Raw genomic sequence first — 21,743 nt, 5'->3', positions numbered from 1 at the left:
CGAACGTAAGAATGCGCGGCGGGCGGGGCCAACCGATAGATTTGCAGGCATGACTGAAGCCTCCTCCACCGTCGAAGCCGGCCGCGGCACCATCCTGGTCATCAACGGCCCCAACCTGAACCTGCTGGGTACGCGGGAGCCGGAGAAGTACGGCACCTCAACCCTTGCCGACGTGGAGCAGCTGGCCGCCTCCGCCGCAGAACAGCACGGCTTCGCGGTGGAGTGCGTCCAGTCCAATCACGAGGGCGTCCTGCTGGACGCCATCCACGCGGCGCGGGGCGCCGCCGTGGGCATTGTCCTGAACGCCGGTGCCTTCACCCATACGTCCGTGGCTCTTCGCGACGCCCTGGCCGCAGTGCAGCTGCCCGCCGTCGAGGTGCACATCACCAACGTGCACCAGCGGGAGGAATTCCGGCACCACTCCTACCTGTCCCCGGTCTGCGCGGCCGTGATCGTTGGTGCCGGAGTCTTCGGCTACAAACTCGCCATCGATTACCTGGCCGAGATCCTGTAGCGGGCGGGTACTACTTCTGGATGCACTGCCCGGAGGAAACGGGCGAGGACAGTGCCGGGGCCTGCTCCGCGACCGGATCGAGGTCGTTCATGGTGATGGCGAACCCCACTTCGGCGTCCGAGGTTGCCTTGGCGAAGACCACCCCGGCCACCTGGCCGTCGGTGGTGAGCAGCGGGCCGCCGGAGTTCCCCGGCTGCACATCCCCGGCCAGGCGGTAGATGTCCTCCGGCGAGGGATTGTTTCCATAGATGTCCGGGACCAGGACCGTTGCGATGTCCTGCACGGTGGCGGGCTTGGACTGGAAGGGTCCGCCATGCGGGTACCCGGCGAACGCGGCCTGGCTGCCGCCGGGCAGGTCGCGGCTCAGCGGCAGCGGCCGGGACGGCAGGTTGTCCACGGCCAGGACCGCCAGATCCCGCTTGGTATCGAAGTAGACCACACGCCCGGGCATCGCACCGCCGTCGGGCATCTCCACCACTGGCTGCGACACGCCCGCAACGACGTGCGCGTTGGTGACCACGCGGTCCTGGGACACTACGAAGCCGCTGCCGGTCTGGTTCTGGCCGCATTCGTAGGCAGTACCGGCAATCCTGAGGACCGACTGCGCCGCTTTGTTAAGCGCAGGCGTATTGGTGCTGGTGTTGGGCACCTGGACTGTCTGTCCCTGGTCCAGCCCTTCGATCAACGTGGGGATACCGTTGCCGATCACCGTGGAACGCAGCTGAGCCATGGTGGCTTTGACGGGAGTTGGGGTGAGCCCGTCAATGAAACGGATCACCTTGGACTCGGCCAGCTGCTGGGACACAACCGGCACCCCGAGGGAGCTGACGCTGAAGGCCAGCATGGACATCACCAGTGCGGACACCGCAAGGTTCAATGCCCCGCCCACCAGCCGGTCCACCGCACGCAGCGGCCGGATCCGGACAACGCCGCGGAGTTGCCGCCCCAGCATGGTGCCCAGGCCATGTCCCAGGGCTATCAGGACGACGGCGGCTGCGATGATGGCGGTGAGCCTCCACCCTGAATCCTCGACGAACGTGCTGACGAGGGGGACGGCAAAGAATGCGGCGATGGCACCGGCGGCAAACCCGGCGAGGCCGCCAACAGTGACCAGGAATCCGTTGCGGAGGCCATAGAACAGGTATGACAGCAATGCCAGGATCAGGACGATGTCCAGGACAGTCAGGCCGACCACAAAGGCTCCTTATTAACAGTTGAACCCCTATTCTAGTGGCGGACGCTGACAATCTTCTGTGGCGTGCGGCGCCCTCCGGCGGACATGGATTCAACTGCCCGCAGGGGTTTCGGCTGCCAAGTTCGTCACAGAACGTTGAAAATTCTGAAACAATGGCACAAGCGCCACAGCCGATACTTTTACTCAGGAGATTTCATGGACATCGAGGTACTGCGCCGAGCACCCCTATTCGCCACGCTCGACGACGACGCATTCCGGCTGCTGACGGATGAGCTCACCGAGGTGGACCTGTCCCGCGGCGCATCAGTGTTCCGCGAAGGTGACCAGGGTGACCAGCTGTACTTCATCGTCTCCGGCAAGGTAAAGCTCGGCCGCACCTCCCCCGACGGCCGCGAATCGCTGCTGGCCATCCTCGGCCCGGGCGAGCTCTTCGGCGAGATGGCGCTGTTCGATCCCAGCCCCCGCACCGCCACCGCCACCGCCGTGTCCGAAACCAGGCTGGCCGGGCTCAAGAACGAGAGCCTGAACACCCTGCTGCGCACGCGCCCCGAGGTTTCGGCCCAGCTGCTGCAGGCCCTGGCCCGCCGCTTGCGCCGCACCAACGACTCCCTCTCCGACCTGGTCTTCTCCGACGTCCCCGGCCGCGTGGCCAAGGCCCTGCTGGACCTGGCGGACCGCTTCGGCCGGCCCGCAACCGACGGCGTCCTGGTGGCACACGAGCTCACCCAGGAAGAACTGGCCCAACTCGTTGGCGCGTCCCGCGAAACGGTCAACAAGGCCCTCGCCGAGTTCGTCCAGCGCGGCTGGCTCCGCCTCGAAGCCCGCGCCGTGGTCATCCTGGACATGCAGCGCCTCCGCCAGCGTTCCCGCTAGACCGCATAAAGAAGGCCGCCCCTCGGGGCGGCCTTCTTTATGTTTAAGCGTGGGTCAGTTCTTCACCACGTCCAGTTCGACGACGGCCCATGACAAAGCGGGAAGGCTGAGGCGCAGCTCAGAGCCGGTTGCCTTTGCTCCCTCCAGCGGCTTCAGGCCCACCCGGCCGGGATTCTCCTGGTTGTTGATGCTGAAACGGTCCCCACCCTCAGGGATTTCCAGGACCTCAGCCCGGAGTACCCGGCGGGCGTCGAATCCACGCAGGCTGACTTCCACGTCCGCAGCCTCTTCAAGGCCGCGGTTGGCGAAGAACAGCGCTACGCGGCCCGTTTCCTCGTTCCAGGTGGCGCTGACATCCACCAGGTCCGTGTCACCAAAGCGCGCGCTGCCGTACTTGTCGGAGTCAACGGACAGCCGCAGGATCTGGCCCTTCGCCAGTTCGGCCATCCGGGCAAAGGGGTGGAAGATGGTCTGGCGCCAGGCCGGCCCATTTTCCTCGCTGAAGATGGGGGCAATGACATTGACCAGCTGTGCCTGGTTGGCGATCTTGACCCTGTCCCCATGGCGGAGCAGCGAGTTGAGCAGGGTACCGACGACGACGGCGTCCGTCACGTTGTACTTGTCCTCGATGACCCTGGGGTGCTCACGCCAGCCGGCCTTGGAGACGTTGTGCGGCTGGTCCTCCGTGTCCAGGCCCCGCTGGTACCAGACGTTCCATTCGTCAAAGGACAGGTTGATGTGCTTCTTGTGCTTGCCTTTGGCCCGGACTGCGTCGGCGGTGGCTACGACCGATTCGATGAAGTAGTCGGTGTCCACGGCGCTGGCCAGGAAGCTGCCCACGTCGCCGTCACGCTCCTGGTAGTAGGCATGCAGTGAGACATAGTCCACTTCCTGGTATGCGTGGGACAGGACCGTCTGCTCCCAGGCCCCGAAGGTGGGCATTCCGGAGTTCGAGCTTCCACAGGCCACCAGTTCGATGTCCGGATCCACGAACCGCATGGCCTTGGCTGCCTCCTGGGCCAGCCGGCCGTACTCTTCCGCCGTCTTGTGGCCGATCTGCCAGGGACCGTCCATTTCATTGCCCAGGCACCACAGTTTGATGTTGAACGGGTCCTTGTGGCCGTTTTTGGCACGCAGGTCCGAGAGGCGGGTGCCGCCGGGGTGGTTGGCGTACTCCACGATGGCGCGGGCGGCGTCCACTCCCCGGGTACCAAGGTTGATGGCTTCCATGATTTCGGTACCGGCCTGGCGCGACCAGTCCACGAATTCGTGGAGCCCAAAAGCGTTGGTTTCCAGGGTGTGCCAGGCGCCGTCAAGGCGGCGGGGCCGGTCCTCGCGGGGTCCGATCCCGTCTTCCCAGTCATAGCCGGAGACGAAGTTGCCGCCGGGATAGCGGATTACAGTGGCGCCGAGCTCCTTGACGAGCTTGAGGACGTCCTGGCGGAAGCCGTTTTCATCTGCCTCCGGGTGGCCCGGTTCGAAAATACCGGTGTAGACGCAGCGGCCCATGTGCTCGACGAACGAGCCAAAAAGCCGGCGGGGCACTTCGCCTATGGTGAAGTCGCGGTCAAGGGTGATCCTGGCGCGGGACATGTGCAATCTCCTTGGGTGTGCTTGGGGTCTGTGTGGAAAATCGAAGGCGGGAATCAGGTACCGGCGAGTCCCGTCGTCGCAACGCCCTTGATGATCTGGCGCTGGAAGAAAAGGAAAACCACGATCAGGGGCAGGGCAGCCAGCAGCGCCGATGCCATGTTCTGGGCGTACTGGATGCCGTAGGCGCTCTTGATCGTCTGCAGTCCCACCGGAAGGGTCAGGATGGACCCGTCGTTGGTGGCGATGAAGGGCCAGAGGAAGTTGTTCCAGGCACCGATGAACACGAAGATCGCGACGGCGGCGAGTATGGGGCGGGACAGTGGCAGGACCACCTGCAGGAAGATCCGCATCCGGCTGGCCCCGTCCATCACAGCGGCTTCCTCAAGCTCCCGCGGAATCTGGTCGAAGAACTTCTTGAGCACGAACACCATGGCCGGGTGGATGACCTGCGGAAGGATGATGGCCCATGACGTGTCGATCATGTGCAGTGCCACCATTTGGTAGAACAGCGGGATGATCAGGACCGGCGGAGGGATGATGATGGACGCGATAATGACCGTCATCAGGACCTTCTTGCCCCGGAATTCGATGCGGGACAGGGCGTAGGCCACCAGCGCTGAAATGACCAGGGTAATGACCGTAATGGCAGCGGACGTATACAGGGAGTTCCACGTCCACAGCGGGATGTTGCCGTCCTGGAACACCTTCACGAAGGCATCGGCGGTAAAGCCCGACGCCGGGATCCAGCTGATCTTCGGAGAAGCGGCGTCTGTCTCGCTCTTGAAAGCCGTGACGGTTGCCCAGGCGAAGGGCACCAGCCAGAGGACGGCCAGCAGCGCGGCGACCGCCAGGACCGCTGCCCGACCCGGGGTCATCTTGCGGCCGGTCCTCCGGTGCCCGGCGGAGGCCGCAGCGGAGGTACCGGGACGGGTGAGGGTTTCAGTTGCCATGGCTATGCACTCCTGCGGCGTGTGATGAAGAACTGGAGGACTGAAACAGCCACGATCAGCCCGAAGAAGATGTAGGAGATGGCTGCGGAATAACCCAGCCGGTACCCGGTGAAGCCGGATTCGAAGATGTACTGCACCACGGGCCTGGTTGCACCGCCGGGGCCGCCGGCCGTCATCTGGTAGACCTGGTCGAAAATCTTCAATGAGGCCAGGATCTGGAGGAGCACGATCATGACGGAGGTGGGGGCCAGCTGCGGCAGGGTGATGGAGAAGAACTGCCGCCAGGCGCCAGCGCCATCCAGTGACGCTGCTTCATAGTGCTGGGCGGGGATGTTCTGCATCGCTGCCAGGTACAGGAGGAAGTTGAAGCCCACCGTCCACCACAGTGTGGCGATGACGATAGCCCACATCGCTACACCGGGATCGTTCAGCCAGGCCACCTTCGGCAGCCCGATTTTCACCAGGGTGTCGTTGATGAGGCCCAACTGCGGGTTGTACATCCAGGTGAAGAACAGTGACACCACGGTGGAGGCCAGCAGGTACGGGGCAAAGTAGGAAACCCGCCACAGCCACTGTGCCGGCAGCCCGACGTTCAGCAGGGCCGCCATGACGAGTGCGACTATCACCAGTGGGACGGTGCTGATGACCGTGAAGTACAGGGTGTTGCCCAGCGAATGCCACATGTCGGCGTCGGCCAGCGCCTCTGCGTAGTTGGCAAGGCCAATGATGCTGTCGTTGGCGCCTGTCAGTGACTTGCCGGTCAGGCTCATGTAGAGGCCGTAAAGGAGCGGCCAGACGAGGAAGACCAGGAAGAACGCCAGGAAGGGCGCGGCAAAGGCCCAACCGTTGAGGTTGTTCCTGCTCCCCTGTGACCGGGTCCGCCCGGACCCCGCCTGGTTTATCGGCTTTTTCCGTGACAGCCCAGGCAGCGTACCCGCCTGGCCCTCGCTGTCGTGTGATGTTGCTAAGGAACTCATTTGGACTCCTATGTCGCTTGGCGGTTCAAACCGGGTTGGGACGGGAAAGCAGGGTGTTGGTGCGCCGCACGAAGGCATCCCAGCCATCAGCAGCCTTGTCGCGGCCGAGGAGTACGTTCTGTACGGTCTCGGCGAAGTAGGTTTGCCAGTCGGAGCCCGACCCGCTGAACCAGGCCTCCGGGTCGTACGCGATAATCTCCGCGGCGTTGGCATAGTGGATTTGCGGCGTCAGTTCGCGGTAGGCCTGTGACTGCACCACCGGCTGGTAGGCGGGAATATGCCCGGCCTCGGCCCAGGACAGCGAGCCCTTGAGGATGTCGCTCACGAACTTGTAGACGTCGCGCCGCTTCCCTTCATCGACATTCAACTGCCGGGGAAGCACAAAGGAATGCGAGTCGGCATAGGCTGCCGGAGTCCCGAAAAGCGTGGGGATTGTGGCGGCATCAACAGGCAGCTTGGCTTTCTTGAAGGTGGGAAGCTCCCAGACCCCGCTGAAAAGCATGCCTGAACCGCCGCGGGCGAATTCGGCAATGCCCGTGCTGATATCACCGCTCTGCGCCGCGACAGTGTCGTCGAAGAGCGACGTCATGAACTGCAGGGACTCGATGGCCGCCTCGTTGTCCGCAACCATCGGCTTGCCCGGGGTGAGCTCCATGTCCGCCCCGTGCTGCTTGTAGAGGGTGTAGAAGAGGCGCCACATCTGGGACCCGCTGCCGAGGTACCCAAAGGACAGCCCGTGGGCCTGCGTCACCTTCTGCATTTCCCGGGCCATGGCAAGGAATTCCTGCGGGGAATGCGCCTCCTGCAACTGCCCGTTGCCGCCAAGCAGTCCCGCTTTCCCGGCCACGTCACGGTTGTAGAACATGACAAACGGATGTGAGTCCAAGGCGATCGAAAAGACCTTGCCATTGTTCTGGCTCTTGTCCCAGATCCTCGGGGCAAAGCTCTGCGCTGTTACCCCGTGTTCGGACAGCAGGTCCAGGTCCCAAGGGTCAATCAGTCCACCGGGCGCATAACCCGGGACCCTGCTGGCATGCATGATGGCCAGCTGCGGTGGACGGCCGCCGGCCGAGGCCATGGCCAGCTTGGTGTAGTAGGGCGGGCCCCACGCAAGGACGGTCGGGTGCACTTTGAACCCGGGGTTGCCCTCATTCGCCTTGCTGATCATGGCCTGCATCTTGATGCCGTCGCCGCCGGACAGGAGATGCCAGAACTGGATGTCCCTGACAGAGGCAGCGGAGGCGTTCCCACCGCACCCTGCCAGGGCCGCCGCAGCAAACACGCTGCCCATTGCTGCGGTTCCCGACAACATCTGCCGCCTTGAAAGCTGCCTGCCCTCGAAAAAATCAAACTGCTTCACCCGTCACTCCTTTGGATGGGTCCGCTGAAAGTCATTCCCACGCCGCAGGCTCTTGCTGCTGCATGCTTCTCTGCCTGCAGCAGCTTCCGCTGTGACGCAGGTCTCACGTTACATCGATGTAATGACTATCGCAATGGAGAATTGTTAGCGTTCGCAAACTGAGTTGATTGTCTCGATTAACGGCCTGCCCCAAGATTGCGATGAGCTGCCGGAAGCTAGGAGGACGTACTCTGCCGTTCCACAACCTTGTAGTCGATGGCGACTACCTTCTGCGGGCCCCCGCGGTCGCCCATGCGCTCGGTAAGGAGGCGCAAGGCCTCGCCCGCCACCTGGCGCTTGTCGAAGGACACGGTTGTCAGCGACGGCACCGCGTACTGTGCGTCGGCAATATCGTCGAAACCGGCAACGGCCACGTCGTCCGGAACCCTGATGCCACGCTTCCACAGCACACTGAGCGCGCCGATGGCCATGGAGTCGGTGAAGCAGAACAGTGCCTCGGGAAGCGGCTGGGAGTCCAGGTAGCTGGACAGTGCTTTCGCTGCCGTGTCCGGGCTCCACTTTTCGCAGGGGATGATCAATGAGTCATCAAAGGCAATGCCAAGTTCTTCAAGTGCGGCCTGGTAACCACGGGTACGGAGGAGGGCTGCCGCCGAACCCCGGCCTTCCGCGGCTCCCAGCACGGCAATACGCCGCCTGCCGGTCCTGGCGAGTGCCAGCGTCATGTCGCGGGCTGCCGCCACACTGTCCACCCATACACGGTCAGCCAGTTTTTGGGACACTTCGCCCAGCAGGACCACCGGGGGGAGGGAAACCCCTACTTTGACGGCACTCTCGTCCAGTACCACCGGGTTGAGGATGAGCCCGTCAACCAGGTTGGACCGTGCCCGGGACATCAGTTCGTATTCGCGGGCGGGATCGGACCCCGTCTCCTCGATCTGTACGCTCCACCCCTGCTCGTGGGCTACTTCCACGACGCTGTGCGCGATCTCCGCCGAGTAGGGGGTCGCCAAATCGGGCAAGGCCAGGGCGATCACACCCGACCTGCCGTTGCGCAATCCCCGGGCAGATAGGTTGGGAACGTAATCCAGTTCCGCCATGGCCTGTTCCACCCTGAACCTGGTGGGACCGCTGACCGGGACAACGCCGTTCATGACGTTCGAGACCGTCTTTGGCGAAACCCCTGCGAGGCGCGCTACGTCCTTGACCGTTGCGCGCAAAGGCGCCCCCTTGCTCCCGGTGTGGCTTTGTTGACGATTTTACTCCGGGTCCCGGCCCGTCAGCGTTCGCGCTGGTGGTCCCCCGCCACGGTCTTGGCGGCCTCGACTTCGAGCATGAGCTTGCCGTCCTCTTCAACCAGGGTGGGCTGATATACATGGGGCTTGCGCTTGTAGCTCAGGTAGGCGATGCAGCCGTTGGCCGAGGCCATCTTCTCGAGCATGATTTCGGAACCGGGGACCAGCAGTCCACCCAGGGTGCGGCCCACGGTGTTCTCCTGGCCCGCCTCGTCACCCAGGGCTGTGGTATTCCGTTCCTGGATCACCTGTGCCGCGTTGACCCACCTGCCCCACACGCCCTTGCCTTCGAGCAGCGAGGGTTCCTGGCCAAGCGGCAGGGTGGCGGCGAAGTAGCGGGTGTCGAACCGGCGGTGCGCAAAGTCGGGGCTGCGCCAGTTGACGAGGGATTTGAGCAGGTCGGTGCGCAGGGAGAGGCCGCGCTTGCCCAGCACCTGGGCAAGCGTCTTCTCCTGGTCGGCCACAGCGATGCGCGCACGCATCCACTCGGGCGTGGATGTGGCCTCGACCGTGCTGGACATGTCCGGCCCGGCCAGCAGCACGCCTGTTTCTTCGAAGAGTTCGCGGATGGCGCCCACCACATGGCGTCGCGCCAGCCCGACGTCGTCCGTTCCCATCTGCTCAGCCCAATGCTGCGGTGAGGGGCCAAGCCAACCCATCGGATCGTCGTCGGCCGGGTCAAGGGAGCCGCCGGGGAATGCCAGGACACCCAGCGGCGAAGAGCCGGGCCGGTAACCCAGCCACGTCTCCAAACCAGTGGGTGAATCACGCAGGAGAACCACTGATGAGGCATAGCGAGCGGCCCTGGGGGTCCGTTCGCCGTGTTCGAGCCAGCTCTGCGCTGCCCCTTCAAGATCCTGGGGAAGTGCAAAAAGGCGTCGTGAGAGATGCGGCAAGGGGTGTCCGGTCTTAGCTGAATTCGGCGATCAGCTCGACCTCTACGGGAGAGTCGAGCGGAAGAACGGCAACGCCGACGGCGGAACGTGCGTGCTGCCCGGCGTCACCAAGGACGCGGCCCAGCAGTTCCGAGGCGCCGTTGACGACGGCCGGCTGGCCCGTGAACGAAGGATCCGAGGAGACGAATCCCACAACCTTCACGATCCGGGTGATCCGGTCCAGGTCCCCGATGACGCTCTTGACGGCGGCCAGGGCGTTGACAGCACACACCGCTGCGTAGCGCTGCGCGTCCTCGGGGGAAACGGTGGGTTCGTCGGCGAACCCCTCGGTACCGGCCGACACCTTGCCCGTAGCTTCGAGTTTGCCTTTAATAAACGGCAGCTGGCCCGAGGTGTAGACGTGGCTGCCGGAGACCACGGCGGGTACGTAGGAAGCCACCGGAGCGGCGACCTCCGGGAGGGTGATGCCAAGTTCAGCGAGGCGCTGCTCTACGGCGGACGCCGGCGCCGTTGCGGCGCTGGACTGGGCTTCTGCGGGGCTGCCCATGCTACTGCTTCTCCCTCTTGAGGTAGGCGACAAGGCCGTTGCCGTCAGGTCCGGGGACAACCTGGACGAGCTCCCAGCCGTCCTCTCCCCACTGGTCCAGGATCTGCTTTGTGGCGTGGATAATGAGCGGAATCGTCGCGTACTCCCATTTGGTCATGAGAGAAAGCGTAGTCGTTGCCGGTAAAGTGGAAAACATGGCGACTCGCAACAACCCCTTATTCGACACTGCCACCACACTGGGTAAGATTCTTCTTTTCCTTGGTGTGAGCGCGATTTGCGGTGTCCTCGTGGCGGGCCTGCTGGTCCCCGCGGCGGCCGTCTCCGGCAGTGCGGCAAGCGGTTCCATCGACTTTTTCGACTCCCTTCCGGCGGAACTGAAGGTTGATCCCCCGAGCCAGACCACCCGGATCCTGGCTGCGGACGGCAGCGAGATCGCCAACGTCTACACGGAGAACCGCACCAAGGTTCCGCTGGACCAAATTTCGCCGAACATGAAGAAAGCCATCATCGCCGTCGAGGACAGCAGGTTCTACGATCACGGCGGCGTTGACACCACCGGCATCCTGCGTGCACTGGTCGCCACTGCGAGCGGCAACAAGCAGGGCGCCTCCACCATCACGCAGCAGTACGTCAACAACGTGCTCAACTCGAACCTCGCGGCCGCGGGCGAAGAGGACCAGATCAAGCTCAACGGTGTCAACAAGGGCGTGGGCGACAAGCTGCGCGAAATGAAGCTTGCCATCGCCCTGGAGAAGGAGTTCAGCAAGGACCAGATCCTTGAGGGCTACCTGAACATCGTGTTCTTCAACCGTGACGCATATGGCATTGAGGCCGCTTCCCGGTACTTCTTCAGCACCACCTCAAAGGATCTGACCCTGCCGCAGGCAGCGCTCCTGGCCGGCCTGGTGAACAGTCCCTCCGCCTTTGACCCCATCACGAATCCGGAGAAGTCCAAGCAGCGCCGGGACCTGGTGCTGGGACTGATGCTTAACCAGAACAAGATCACCCAGGCGGAGCACGATGCCGCCGTAGCCACCCCGGTGGAGCCCAAGGTCACCCAGCCCAAGCAGGGCTGCGCCTACGCGGCCTCTGCCCCGTACTTCTGCGACTACATCCTGCACCTGCTGGAGAACAATTCGGCTTACGGAGCGGACGTGAAGGAACGGCAGCGGCTCATCTACGGTGGCGGCCTGACCATTACCACCACACTCGATCCGAGCGCCCAGGCGGCCGCCCAGGAGCAGGCCAACGCCGCCGCCGGCGCCAACCCGGACAAGTGGGGCGCGGCGATGGTATCCGTGCAGCCCGGCACCGGCAAGATCATCTCCATGGCCCAGAACACCACGTTCCTGCCTGGCCAGGGCTTTGACTCGCAGCTGAACTTCAACGTGGACAAGCTGGATAAGGACGGCAACGACCTCAACGGCATGGGCGGCGCCCAGCCCGGGTCCACCATGAAGCCGTTCACGTTTGCCGAGTGGCTTAACGAGGGCAAGACCATGAACACCGTGGTCAACGCAGCCCAGCGCGTCTACCCGGTGGGCTACCCCTGGCGGAACACCTGCGGCAAGGTACAGGGCGCCTACAGTACGGCGCAGAAGAACGCAGGCCTGGACGCGGCCGATGACCTGCAGAACGCTGAGACCAAGTGGTACCGTCCCTTGACCGTCCTGGAGGGCCTCTACAACTCCATCAACACCGTGACGTTCGCCTCGGCCGCGCAGCTGGACTTCTGCGGTATCCAGAAGATCGTGGATGCCGTAGGGCTGCACAGCGGTTTGCCCTCAGCTGACGGCAGCGAGCCGAACCCCAAGGTGAACATGATGACCCTGGGCAACCTGCTGGGTTCCACCCAGACCGCGCCGCTGACTATGGCCAGCGCATTTGCCACGTTCGCCAACGACGGCAAGTACTGCGAACCGATCGCCATCTCCTCGGTTACGGACGCCACCGGAAAGCAACTGCCCGCGCAGACCAGCAGTTGCCGCGACGCCATCAAGCCAGAGGTTGCCCGAGGTGTGAACTATGCGCTGCAGGAAGTCCTGAACCGGGGTTCGGGTTCGTTGATCCGGCCGCGGATTTCCACGACCACCAGCTTCCCCATTGGTGCCAAGACCGGTACGTCAAACAACAACGGGTCCACCTGGGTTGTTGGCCACACCACCGGCCTTGCCACCGCCGCCTGGTTCGGCGATCCGCTGGGTGCCCAGGACCGCGCGGGACAGAACATCACTGTCAACGGAAAGTTTTACGAGGGCATTGACGGCTACATGATCGCCGGCCCCATGTTCTCCACCTACATGGCCAAGGTCGCTCCCGCCTATGGAACCAATCCCTTCCCCGCGCCGCCAAGCAACATGATCAACGGAACCACCCGGAACACCACCCCCGCCACCACCGCTCCGCAGTCAACCCAGGCTCCCGCCCCGGCCCCGCAGGCAACGCAGGCTCCCGCTACCCAGGCGCCGGCCCCGGCCCCTGCCCCTGCACCCAGCAGCAACGGGAACAGTAACGGCAACGGAAAAGGAAACGGCTAAACGCGCATGAGCATCGATAGCCTGGCAAGCCGCGCCCGCGCAATCGGGCGCGGCTTTGCCGTCACTGCCGGCGCCGGCACCGCGGCCGGGATGGCTGCGTTCGGCTACGGCCTGTGGGAGAAGAACCAGTTCGTCCTTCGCGAGGAAACCCTGGCCATCCTGCCGCCGGGCCGGGCCCCTTTTCGGATTCTGCACCTGAGCGATATCCATTTCGTGCCCGGACAGAAGAAGAAAGCGGACTGGCTTGGGTCGCTGGCGGACCTACGGCCGGACCTGGTGGTCAACACCGGCGACAACCTCAGCCACGTCAAGGCCGTGGACCCGCTGCTGGATGCCTTGAAGCCGCTGCTGCAGTTCCCCGGCGTCTTTGTCCCGGGCTCCAACGACTACTTCGCGCCCAGCCCGAAGAACCCTGCGTCCTACTTGCTTGGACCATCCAGGGCGAAGCCCAAGCCGGTTGCCCTCGACTGGCCGCGCCTGCGCTCGGGCTTCGGCATGAGTGGCTGGGTGGACCTGACCAACCGCCACCAGTCATTGGTCCTCAACGGCATGCGCTTCGACTTCTCGGGCGTCGATGACCCGCACCTGAACCGGGAGCGGTATGCCGGCTGGCCGCGCGGAACGGTCAGCCAGGACGCGAATGACCATCTTCGGGTTGCCGTCATCCACGCCCCCTACCAGCGGGTGCTGGACCACTTCACCGAAAGCGGAGCGGACCTCCTGCTGGCTGGCCACACGCACGGCGGCCAGTTGTGCATCCCCGGGTACGGCGCCGTCGTCGCCAACTGCGACCTTCCCACCTGGCGTGCAAAAGGCCTCAACGACTGGTCAAGCAACGGAAGCACGACGCCGGTCAACGTCTCAGGCGGCATCGGCACCTCGCGCTTCGCCCCGGTAAGGATCGCCTGCAAACCCGAGGCCGTCCTGCTGACCCTTACCTCCCGCAACTGACCCCTGTTGCTCCATCAGATGTGGTTGTCATAACCGGGGTTTAGGGACCAGATCTGATAGGGCAAGCGGGATTACGGTCTGCAATAACTGGGCAAGCAGTCGGCGGGCGCCATGACTACTGTGAACCGTCTCACGCCATGGCATAGGGTAGTTGCTAGAGGAAACTACATTCGATTTAGAGCTTGAGAAGCGGGCATGGCCAAGCAGACTCCATTTTTTCGATCCATCAGCCGTCTTTATCCGCACGTCCGGCCGATCATCCCCAGGCTCCTGCTGGGGCTCCTTTGCGCTCTCCTGGCCAGCATCGTGGCCCTGACCATCCCCCAGGTGTTGAGGGTCCTGGTCAACACTGTTCTGCAGCCAGGGGGCAGCCCGGACGCGGTCTGGACTTCTGCAGCCGTGATCCTGGTCCTCGGCGTCGCCGAAGCGGGACTGGTGGCGCTGCGCCGGCAGTTCGTCATCAACCCTGCCACCACCGTTGAGACCCGGATGCGGGTGTCCCTGTACGACCACCTGCAGGACCTGACGGTCTCCTTCCACGACCGGTGGGGCTCCGGCCAGCTGCTGTCCCGGGCCATGACGGACCTCAACTTCCTGCGCCGATGGATGGCCTTTGGCGCCATCATGCTGGTGGTTACCACCCTTACCGTGATTATCGGCATCGCGGCCATGTTCGCCATGAGCTGGCAGCTGGCCCTGATCTTCCTCGCCGCCGCCGTTCCCATCACCATCAACAGCTTCCGGTTCCGCACCCGGTTCAGCAAGGTGGCACGGCGCAGCCAGGACCAGGCCGGCGACCTCGCCACCACCGTGGAGGAATCGGTCCACGGCATCCGCGTGCTCAAGGCATTCGGCCGCAGCCGCGAGGCCCTGGAAAACTTCAATGAGCAGGCGGAGGAACTGCGCCAGACCGAGATCGAAAAGGCGCGCCACCAGGCAACGTTCACCATGGTGGTCACCCTGCTTCCCGAGCTCGCGCTGGGAGCCGGGCTGGTGGTGGGAGTCATGCTGTGCGCCAGCGGGCAGCTGAGCATTGGTGCCCTGGTGGCGTTCTTCGCCACCGCGGCTGTCATCGCCTCCCCTGTGGAGTTCTCCGGCATGCTCCTGGCCATGGCACTGACTGCCAAGACCGCCGTCGACCGCCACTACGAAGTTATGGACACGGAGAACACCATCACCAGCCCGGCCGAGCCCCGCAACCCAAGCGAACTGGCCGGTGCGCTCCACTTCAACAACGCCACCTTTGCCTTCGAGGACGCACCGGATAAGCCAATCCTGAAGGACATCAACCTGGACGTCCGGCCCGGTGAAACGATGGCCCTGGTGGGCATCACCGGCAGCGGCAAAAGCGCGCTGATCCAGCTGGTGCCCCGCCTGTATGACGTCACCAGCGGTGCAATCACCATCGACGGAATCGACATCCGGGACTTCGACGTGGAGGAACTGCGCAGGGTCGTGGGCGTGGCCTTCGAGGACACCACGCTCTTCTCCAACTCCGTACGGGACAACGTCCTGCTCGGCGCCCCGGTCCGCTCCGAGGAGGTCCTGGACGAAGCGCTCGACGTGGCGCAGGCGCACTTCGCGTACTCCCTGCCCGAGGGCGTGGACACGTTGATCGGCGAGGAAGGCCTGAGCCTGTCCGGCGGACAGCGCCAGCGGATCGCCCTGGCACGCGCCATCGCCGCCCGCCCACGCGTCCTTGTCCTGGACGATCCGCTGTCCGCCCTGGACGTGCACACCGAGGAACTGGTGGAGGCGCGGCTCCGCGAGGTCCTGAAGGACACCACCACCCTGATCGTGGCCCATCGGCCGTCCACTGTGGCCCTCGCTGACAGGGTGGCCCTGCTCGAGGACGGCCGCATCACCGCCGTCGGAACGCACACGGAACTCCTGGCCAGCAACCACCATTACCGGTACGTCATCGCCAGCCTGGACCCGGAACCGCGGGACCTGGACTCCGAACTGTCGGCACTGGAAGACCAGGCTGAGGAAGTGACCCGATGAGCAGCGCAACGTTCGGCACCGCCAACGAAGACAACGCCCACCTCAGCAAGAGCGACAGCAGGGCCGTCCGGCGGCGGTCACTCGCCTTGCTGGGCTCGCTGATCCGTCCGGTGCGGGTACGGTTCTGGCTGACCATCGCCATGGTGGTCCTTTCCCAGGCCGCACGGGTGGCAGGCCCTGCGCTGATCGCCTTCGGGATCGACCATGCCCTTCCCGCCATTCAGGCCGGCGACAACCTCCCACTGGTGATCACCGGCGTCGCCTACCTCCTGGCAGCCATTACGACGGCGGGGCTCACCGCCCTGTACGTCACCTCCACTGCGCGCCTTAGCCAGGCGATGCTGCTGGACCTGAGGGTGCGCGTGTTCCGGCACACGCAGCGGCTCAGCCTGGAGTTCCACGAAAGGTACACTTCCGGCCGGATCATCGCCCGGCAAACCTCGGACCTGGAGGCACTGCGCGAACTCCTCGATTCGGGGGTCAGCTCCCTCGCCTCGGGAATGCTCTTCATGGCCTTTACCGCCGTCACCATCTTTGCCTTGGACTGGCGGAGCGGCCTGCTGGTGCTGGCTGCCGGCGTGCCCATGTTCTTCCTGTCCCGCTGGTACCAGAAGCACTCCCAGATCGCCTTCCGTGAATCCCGCGTGGTCTCCGCCCGGCTGATCGTGCATTTCGTGGAAACCATGACCGGCATCCGCGCAGTGAAGGCGTTCCGCAAAGAGAAGGAAAACTCGGAGCGCTACGGGAAACTCGCCGAGGACTACCGCCTGGTCACCGTCCGCTCCATCAACCTCAACGGCATCTTCCAGCCGGGCCTGGTGCTGATCGGCAACGTCTGCGTGGCCGTCGTCCTGCTCTTCGGCGGATTCCGCGTACTGGGCGGCGACCTGGCCGTGGGCGTACTCCTGGCCCTCATCCTCTCCACCAAGCGGTTCTTCCAGCCGGTGGACCAGATGGCCATGTTCTACAACTCGTTCCAGAGCGCGCAGGCAGCCCTGGAGAAGGTGTCCGGACTCCTCGAAGAGGTGCCCACGGTCCGGCCCCCGAAGAACCCGGTGGCCCTGCCCAGCGCCACTGGGCGCATTGACTTCAGGGGCGTCGAGTTCCGCTACGGTGACGGCCCGCTGGTGGTCCCCCGCCTGGACCTGCAGATCCCGGCCGGGCAGACCGTGGCGCTGGTGGGGCAGACCGGTGCAGGAAAGTCCACCCTGGCCAAACTCATTGCCAGGTTCTACGACGTCACGTCAGGCACACTGACCCTTGATGGCGTGGACCTTCGTGCCCTGGCCACTTCCGACCTCCGCCGTAACATCGTGATGGTGACCCAGGAAGCTTTCCTGTTCAGCGGCTCGGTGGCGGACAACATCGCTTTGGGCCGGCCGGAAGCGTCCCGTGCGGAAATAGAAGAGGCGGCCAAGGCAGTGGGCGCCCACGAGTTCATCCTGGAACTCCCCGAAGGCTACGACACGGACGTCAACAAGCGCGGCGGCAGGGTTTCCTCCGGGCAGCGGCAGCTGATCAGCTTCGCCAGGGCTTTCCTGGCCAAGCCGGCAGTCCTGATCCTGGATGAGGCCACGTCCTCTTTGGACATCCCGTCCGAACGCCTTGTGCAGGCCGGGCTGGCCCGGCTGCTCGCCGGCACGGAGGCGGCACGCAGGACGGCGCTGATCATCGCGCACCGGCTGTCCACAGTGGAGACGGCTGACCGCGTCCTGGTGGTGCACGACGGACGGATCGTGGAGGATGGCACCCCTGAGGAATTGATCGGCGGCGGCGGGCGCTTCGCCGACCTGCACGGGGCGTGGAAAGAGTCCCTGGTCTAAAGCGCGTCTTCGGTAGGGCGGCCGAGGATTTCGCATAGGGGCCCGGGATCGGCTATCCTTGTAAAGTTGCTTTTGCAGCGGATCGGGATGTAGCGCAGCTTGGTAGCGCGCTTCGTTCGGGACGAAGAGGTCGCAGGTTCAAATCCTGTCATCCCGACCATTACAAAAAGAGGGTCTCCTTGCGGAGACCCTCTTGTTGTATCTCAATTAGGTCACAGCCAGTATCCTCCAGGTTAAAAGGAACGGCCCCGGAGCTGTTGCTCCGGGGCCGCCCTCGCCTCCTGGTGTGAGGAAGCTGGTTATGCGGGATCAGGCCAGTTGCCCACGTACGTGGTGACGGTGGTGTCGGTCTTTTTGTCCTTCTTCACCTTTCCGGAGGCGGGATCAGGCCAGTTACCTACAGCTACCGACGCACCCGAATTATCGGCGACGGAACCTGCAGACAGGACGGCCGGAGCCGCCGCAGAAAAAGCCAGGGCCCCAGCCAGGACGGCCGCGGTTGCGATCTTCTTCAACATATAAGTTCCTCAATACGAGTCGGATTCGTTACAAAGCCAGCACTGTCCTTGTTGACACACATTGTAAAATATTTTCCACAGGGGCTGTCAAGCATTCGGCGGGCCTAAATGGCCAGAAGGAGGAAACGCGTGGGCAACGGGTTCGGAGAAAAACTCCGCGCGGAGCGCCTTGAGCGTGGACTGACGCAGGCCGAACTGGGCAAGGACCTGTATTCACCCAGCTACATTTCGCTGCTCGAAACCGGCCGCCGGGAACCGACGGCTGAAGTAATTGAAGAATTGGCGCGGAGGCTGGAGTTGGCGCCCAAGGCTCTGGAGGCGTGGAGCCAACCTATTTCCGTGAGCGACGCTGAATACGTCCTGGCAGGCCTCTACGCACGGCAGGCGTGGGACCTTCGTGACTATCCCCTGGCAGCAAGCCATGCTGCCACAGCTGCGAAGATTGCCCTTGAGGGGCGAAACACCAGTGCGTGGTGGAACATGACGTACATGCAGGCTGAATGCCTCATCAAGCAGGGAAACTGGCGCGAAGCGCAGAAGATCATGGAGCACCTGCTGGAGCACCCCATGGCCAGGGAATCGGCTGGCCTTGCCGTTCGGGCCCACCAGATGCTGGCCGGCATCTACCAGGGACAAGGCCAGCTTAGCCTTGCCGTGGACCAGGGGATCCAGGCTGTGGACCTCTGCAAGCAACTCCCAAAGGGCTCCACCCTGATCATCAACGCCCATCATGCTCTGATCGGTGCTCTCGCTGAAAGCGGACGGCTGGACGAGGCCTGGAAATATTGCCAGGCGATGATCGATCACGTTGACGAGCTGTCAATGAGCCAGCTTGCCGGAGAGGTGGCGTGGGTTGTAGGAAACGTGGCTTTTATGCGCCACGACTACGCGGAAGGCGTCAAGCACCACGAGCGGGCTGCCCGCCTGCTCTCTCCCGCCAACGACATCGAACTGTGGGCACGGTTCAACAAGGCCTCCGCAGCCGTTCGGCTTTCCTCGGGCATCGTGGAGCCGGAGACGCTGTCATCAATCGAGAGGGCAGAACTGGCGTTGTCCATTGTCGGTGGAAACAAGTCAGATCAGCTCGAGGTCGCGTTCATTCGAGCCCGCTGGCTGTACCTGACCGGAGACATCGTTGCCGCCGTCGAAAAACTTCGCGAAATCCACGCCGAGCGTGGGGAGCTCGCCAAGCACACAGCCGGGGAGGTCTCACTGCTGCTTGGCAAGTCCTTGAAGGCCTCTGGAGAAACCGAGGAGGCGCTGGTGCATCTCGAGGAAGCCCAGAAGGCCTTCGCTGCGGCAGGTGCACAGGACAGGGTCCAGCAGGCGCTGGACGCGATCCTTGAGATCAAACTGGCACAGAAACGGGCCGAGGCGGCTGCGAAAGCCAGCTGACCAAAGCCAGGCAAACCCACCGGAGCGGGCTTACCTGGCTTCAGTCTGATCTAGGAAAACTTCTCGCCGGTGATCTTCTCGTACGCTTCGACGTACCTGCTCCGGGTACGCTCCACCACGTCCGCGGGCAGCGCCGGCGGAGGGGTGTCCGAGGACCTGTCCCAGCCGGACCCGGCCGAGGTCAGCCAGTCCCGCACATACTGCTTGTCGTAGGAAGGCTGGGCCTGGCCCGGCTTATAGGTGGCGGCGTCCCAGAAACGCGAGGAATCCGGGGTCAGCACCTCGTCGCCCAGGGTGATTGACCCTGAAACCGCATCGTAGCCGAACTCCACCTTGGTGTCGGCCAGGATGATGCCGCGCTCCCGGGTGATCTTTTCCGCCGTTGTGTAGATCTTGAGCGTCAGCTCGCTCAGTCGGCCGGCGATGTCGTCCCCCACCAGGGCCACCACGGCGTCGTAGGTGATGTTCTCGTCGTGCTCACCAACCAGGGCCTTCGCCGAGGGCGTGAAGATGGCGTGCTCGAGCCTGGACCCGTCCACCAGCCCTTCCGGCAGCGGAATGTTGCACACCGTACCGGAGGCCTTGTATTCCTGCAGCCCGGAACCCGTGAGGTAGCCGCGGGCAATGCACTCCACCGGGAACATGTCCAGCTTCTTGCAGATCATGGCCCGCCCTTCGACCTCAGCCGGCACACCGTCCTCCAATGTGGAACCGAGCACGTGGTGTTCCACACCCAGCTGGTCGAACCACCAGAGGCTCAACTGGGTGAGGATCCGCCCCTTGTCCGGGATTTCACTGGACAGCACGTGGTCGTAGGCGCTGATCCGGTCGCTGGCCACCACCAGCACGCAATCCTGCCCAAGGCGCTGCAGGATGGACTCGTCGGCGGGTTCGTAGAGGTCGCGCACCTTGCCGGAGTAGATGTGCGTCCAGCCCGGCAGGTCCAGGGTTTTGGTGGCGTAGCCGCGGTTCTCTGGGGTTGCAGTCATAGGTCAGGCCTTTGCTTTCACGATGGGCATCGCGCCCGTGGCACCGTACGGCACCTTGATTTCCCCGCGGGCGGCTTTGCGTCCGATGTCGGTGCGGAACTGGGATCCGTCCAGCTTGACCAGCTCGACGCCGTCGTACGCTTTCTCGCGTGCCTCCACCAGGTCGCCGCCCAGGGCGACGACGGCCAGGACCCGCCCGCCGGCGGACACTACTTTGCCTTCCTCATCCAGGGCAGTTCCGGCGTGGATGACGTGCACGCCGTCGAGTTCCTCCACCTTCTTGAGCCCGCGGATGCGGTCGCCGGTGCGGGGTGTGTCCGGGTAGTTCTCCGAGGCGATAACAACGGCGACGGCGGTTTCCTTGGCCCAACGCAGCTCTTCTGCCTTGTCCAGTTCGCCCTTGGCGGCTGCCATGAGCAGCGCACCGAGGGGGGTCTTGAGCCGGGCGAGGACCGCCTGGGTTTCGGGGTCGCCAAAGCGGACGTTGAATTCGATGACGCGGGTGCCGCGCGACGTGAGGGCCAGGCCGACGAACAGCACGCCGACGAACGGAGTGCCGCGGCGGGCCATTTCGTTGACGGTGGGCTGGGCTACCCGTTCAAGGACTTCCTGCACCAGTCCCTCGGGGGCCCACTCGAGCGGCGTGTAGGCGCCCATGCCGCCGGTATTGGGCCCTTCGTCGTTGTCGAAGATGCGCTTGAAGTCCTGGGCGGGCGAGAGCGCCACCGTGTTCTGCCCATCGCAGAGGACAAACAAGGAGACTTCCGGGCCGTCCAGGAATTCCTCGATGACCACCGAGCCGCCGGCGTCGAAGCAGGACTGCGCGTGCGCCAGGGCTTCGTCGCGGTCCCGGGTGACCACCACGCCCTTGCCTGCGGCGAGCCCATCGTCCTTCACCACGTACGGGGCGCCGAAGGTGTCCAGTGCCGATGCTGCTTCCTCGGCGTTGGCGGCCACCATGGCCATGGCCGTGGGGACGCCGGCCTCCGCCATGACTTCCTTGGCAAAAGCCTTCGACGCCTCCAGCTGGGCTGCTGCCTTGCTGGGCCCGAACACGGGGATACCGGCGTCGCGCACGGCATCGGATACGCCTGCGGCCAGCGGAGCCTCCGGCCCCACCACCACGAGGTCCACGCCGAGCCGGGTGGCCAGCTCCGCAACCGCCTCGGGATCGTTGCCGTTGATCTTGTATGTGGGAACCAGCTTGCTGATGCCGGCATTGCCCGGCGCCGCGTGGACCTCGGACACGTTGGGGTCGGCAAGCAGGGAGCGGACAATGGCGTGTTCGCGGCCTCCGGGGCCAATGACGAGTACCTTCACAGTGTCCAA

The 21,743-nt window shown here is 64.2% G+C and carries 19 protein-coding genes and 1 tRNA gene; 8 read left to right on the top strand and 12 right to left on the bottom strand.

Annotated features, from left to right (window positions below; translation table 11 throughout):
- The first annotated feature begins 49 nt into the window (after window positions 1-49).
- Window positions 50-514: a type II 3-dehydroquinate dehydratase gene (aroQ, locus tag QFZ57_RS08365; RefSeq protein ID WP_306629982.1), complete on the top strand. Its 465-nt coding sequence runs from the start codon at window positions 50-52 to the stop codon at window positions 512-514.
- A gap of 10 nt (window positions 515-524) precedes the next feature.
- Here aroQ and QFZ57_RS08360 read toward each other — a convergent pair whose 3' ends face one another.
- The gene (locus tag QFZ57_RS08360; RefSeq protein WP_306629981.1) at window positions 525-1,709 is read right to left on the bottom strand and encodes a MarP family serine protease; all 1,185 of its coding nucleotides are present in this window, start codon (window positions 1,707-1,709) and stop codon (window positions 525-527) included.
- 195 nt (window positions 1,710-1,904) lie between these two features.
- Here QFZ57_RS08360 and QFZ57_RS08355 point away from each other — a divergent pair, with 195 nt between their 5' ends.
- Entirely contained in the window at window positions 1,905-2,582 is a 678-nt protein-coding gene (locus QFZ57_RS08355) for a Crp/Fnr family transcriptional regulator (protein WP_013602309.1), read from the top strand.
- Between the two features lie 54 nt (window positions 2,583-2,636).
- Here the strand turns inward: QFZ57_RS08355 and arfA are convergent, their stop codons facing one another.
- From arfA to QFZ57_RS08315, 8 genes are all read right to left on the bottom strand, one after another.
- Window positions 2,637-4,175 (bottom strand): arabinosylfuranosidase ArfA, encoded by a 1,539-nt coding sequence (gene arfA / locus QFZ57_RS08350; protein ID WP_306629980.1) that lies wholly within the window; start codon window positions 4,173-4,175, stop codon window positions 2,637-2,639.
- 53 nt (window positions 4,176-4,228) lie between these two features.
- Entirely contained in the window at window positions 4,229-5,125 is an 897-nt protein-coding gene (locus tag QFZ57_RS08345) for a carbohydrate ABC transporter permease (RefSeq protein ID WP_306899437.1), read from the bottom strand.
- A 2-nt stretch (window positions 5,126-5,127) separates the two neighbouring features.
- Complete coding sequence (locus QFZ57_RS08340) at window positions 5,128-6,102, bottom strand: carbohydrate ABC transporter permease (RefSeq protein ID WP_306899435.1); 975 nt, start codon at window positions 6,100-6,102, stop codon at window positions 5,128-5,130.
- A gap of 25 nt (window positions 6,103-6,127) precedes the next feature.
- Window positions 6,128-7,414: an extracellular solute-binding protein gene (locus tag QFZ57_RS08335; RefSeq protein ID WP_373461300.1), complete on the bottom strand. Its 1,287-nt coding sequence runs from the start codon at window positions 7,412-7,414 to the stop codon at window positions 6,128-6,130.
- Between the two features lie 263 nt (window positions 7,415-7,677).
- Window positions 7,678-8,679, bottom strand: coding sequence for a LacI family DNA-binding transcriptional regulator (locus QFZ57_RS08330; RefSeq protein ID WP_306899432.1), 1,002 nt, complete (start codon window positions 8,677-8,679; stop codon window positions 7,678-7,680).
- Window positions 8,680-8,738: 59 nt separating this feature from the next.
- Window positions 8,739-9,650, bottom strand: coding sequence for an NUDIX hydrolase (locus QFZ57_RS08325; RefSeq protein ID WP_306629975.1), 912 nt, complete (start codon window positions 9,648-9,650; stop codon window positions 8,739-8,741).
- Window positions 9,651-9,663: 13 nt separating this feature from the next.
- Window positions 9,664-10,197 (bottom strand): RidA family protein, encoded by a 534-nt coding sequence (locus QFZ57_RS08320; protein ID WP_306899429.1) that lies wholly within the window; start codon window positions 10,195-10,197, stop codon window positions 9,664-9,666.
- Between the two features lies 1 nt (window position 10,198).
- Entirely contained in the window at window positions 10,199-10,354 is a 156-nt protein-coding gene (locus tag QFZ57_RS08315) for a DUF4177 domain-containing protein (protein WP_009359196.1), read from the bottom strand.
- A gap of 37 nt (window positions 10,355-10,391) precedes the next feature.
- On the opposite strand from QFZ57_RS08315, the gene QFZ57_RS08310 reads away from it, so the two are divergent.
- From QFZ57_RS08310 to QFZ57_RS08290, 5 genes are all read left to right on the top strand, one after another.
- Window positions 10,392-12,734 carry a transglycosylase domain-containing protein gene (locus tag QFZ57_RS08310; RefSeq protein WP_306899428.1) on the top strand — a complete coding sequence of 781 codons (2,343 nt, stop codon included), beginning with the start codon at window positions 10,392-10,394 and terminating at the stop codon, window positions 12,732-12,734.
- A gap of 6 nt (window positions 12,735-12,740) precedes the next feature.
- Entirely contained in the window at window positions 12,741-13,685 is a 945-nt protein-coding gene (locus QFZ57_RS08305) for a metallophosphoesterase (RefSeq protein WP_306899426.1), read from the top strand.
- A 195-nt stretch (window positions 13,686-13,880) separates the two neighbouring features.
- Window positions 13,881-15,689, top strand: a complete 1,809-nt coding sequence (locus QFZ57_RS08300; protein ID WP_306899425.1) for an ABC transporter ATP-binding protein — start codon at window positions 13,881-13,883, stop codon at window positions 15,687-15,689.
- Window positions 15,686-17,512 carry an ABC transporter ATP-binding protein gene (locus QFZ57_RS08295; protein WP_306899423.1) on the top strand — a complete coding sequence of 609 codons (1,827 nt, stop codon included), beginning with the start codon at window positions 15,686-15,688 and terminating at the stop codon, window positions 17,510-17,512. Before QFZ57_RS08300 ends, QFZ57_RS08295 begins: the two co-directional genes overlap by 4 nt.
- 83 nt (window positions 17,513-17,595) lie before the next feature.
- Window positions 17,596-17,672 (top strand) — tRNA-Pro (locus QFZ57_RS08290).
- Between the two features lie 139 nt (window positions 17,673-17,811).
- Here QFZ57_RS08290 and QFZ57_RS08285 read toward each other — a convergent pair.
- Window positions 17,812-18,030, bottom strand: a complete 219-nt coding sequence (locus QFZ57_RS08285) for a hypothetical protein (RefSeq protein WP_306629969.1) — start codon at window positions 18,028-18,030, stop codon at window positions 17,812-17,814.
- A gap of 129 nt (window positions 18,031-18,159) precedes the next feature.
- Here QFZ57_RS08285 and QFZ57_RS08280 point away from each other — a divergent pair, with 129 nt between their 5' ends.
- Entirely contained in the window at window positions 18,160-19,425 is a 1,266-nt protein-coding gene (locus QFZ57_RS08280) for a helix-turn-helix domain-containing protein (protein WP_306899421.1), read from the top strand.
- 50 nt (window positions 19,426-19,475) lie between these two features.
- On the opposite strand, the gene QFZ57_RS08275 is transcribed toward QFZ57_RS08280, so the two are convergent.
- Entirely contained in the window at window positions 19,476-20,414 is a 939-nt protein-coding gene (locus QFZ57_RS08275; protein WP_306899419.1) for a phosphoribosylaminoimidazolesuccinocarboxamide synthase, read from the bottom strand.
- Between the two features lie 3 nt (window positions 20,415-20,417).
- Entirely contained in the window at window positions 20,418-21,734 is a 1,317-nt protein-coding gene (gene purD / locus QFZ57_RS08270; RefSeq protein ID WP_306901554.1) for a phosphoribosylamine--glycine ligase, read from the bottom strand.
- Window positions 21,735-21,743 lie beyond the last annotated feature (9 nt).

The organism is Arthrobacter sp. B1I2 (assembly GCF_030816485.1).
Lineage (GTDB): Bacteria > Actinomycetota > Actinomycetes > Actinomycetales > Micrococcaceae > Arthrobacter.
Note: the sequence above shows the minus strand (reverse complement) of the source record. Positions and strands in the feature narration are given on the sequence as shown.

Excerpts from the sequence above, each read along its gene's own strand:
- aroQ (WP_306629982.1), top strand. The coding sequence starts at position 50 with ATGACTGAAGCCTCCTCCACCGTCGAAGCCGGCCGCGGCACCATCCTG.
- QFZ57_RS08355 (WP_013602309.1), top strand. The coding sequence starts at position 1,905 with ATGGACATCGAGGTACTGCGCCGAGCACCCCTATTCGCCACGCTCGAC.
- arfA (WP_306629980.1), bottom strand. The coding sequence starts at position 4,175 with ATGTCCCGCGCCAGGATCACCCTTGACCGCGACTTCACCATAGGCGAA.
- QFZ57_RS08345 (WP_306899437.1), bottom strand. The coding sequence starts at position 5,125 with ATGGCAACTGAAACCCTCACCCGTCCCGGTACCTCCGCTGCGGCCTCC.
- QFZ57_RS08340 (WP_306899435.1), bottom strand. The coding sequence starts at position 6,102 with ATGAGTTCCTTAGCAACATCACACGACAGCGAGGGCCAGGCGGGTACG.
- QFZ57_RS08335 (WP_373461300.1), bottom strand. The coding sequence starts at position 7,414 with ATGTTGTCGGGAACCGCAGCAATGGGCAGCGTGTTTGCTGCGGCGGCC.
- QFZ57_RS08320 (WP_306899429.1), bottom strand. The coding sequence starts at position 10,197 with ATGGGCAGCCCCGCAGAAGCCCAGTCCAGCGCCGCAACGGCGCCGGCG.
- QFZ57_RS08315 (WP_009359196.1), bottom strand. The coding sequence starts at position 10,354 with ATGACCAAATGGGAGTACGCGACGATTCCGCTCATTATCCACGCCACA.
- QFZ57_RS08310 (WP_306899428.1), top strand. The coding sequence starts at position 10,392 with ATGGCGACTCGCAACAACCCCTTATTCGACACTGCCACCACACTGGGT.
- QFZ57_RS08305 (WP_306899426.1), top strand. The coding sequence starts at position 12,741 with ATGAGCATCGATAGCCTGGCAAGCCGCGCCCGCGCAATCGGGCGCGGC.
- QFZ57_RS08300 (WP_306899425.1), top strand. The coding sequence starts at position 13,881 with ATGGCCAAGCAGACTCCATTTTTTCGATCCATCAGCCGTCTTTATCCG.
- QFZ57_RS08295 (WP_306899423.1), top strand. The coding sequence starts at position 15,686 with ATGAGCAGCGCAACGTTCGGCACCGCCAACGAAGACAACGCCCACCTC.
- QFZ57_RS08285 (WP_306629969.1), bottom strand. The coding sequence starts at position 18,030 with ATGTTGAAGAAGATCGCAACCGCGGCCGTCCTGGCTGGGGCCCTGGCT.
- QFZ57_RS08275 (WP_306899419.1), bottom strand. The coding sequence starts at position 20,414 with ATGACTGCAACCCCAGAGAACCGCGGCTACGCCACCAAAACCCTGGAC.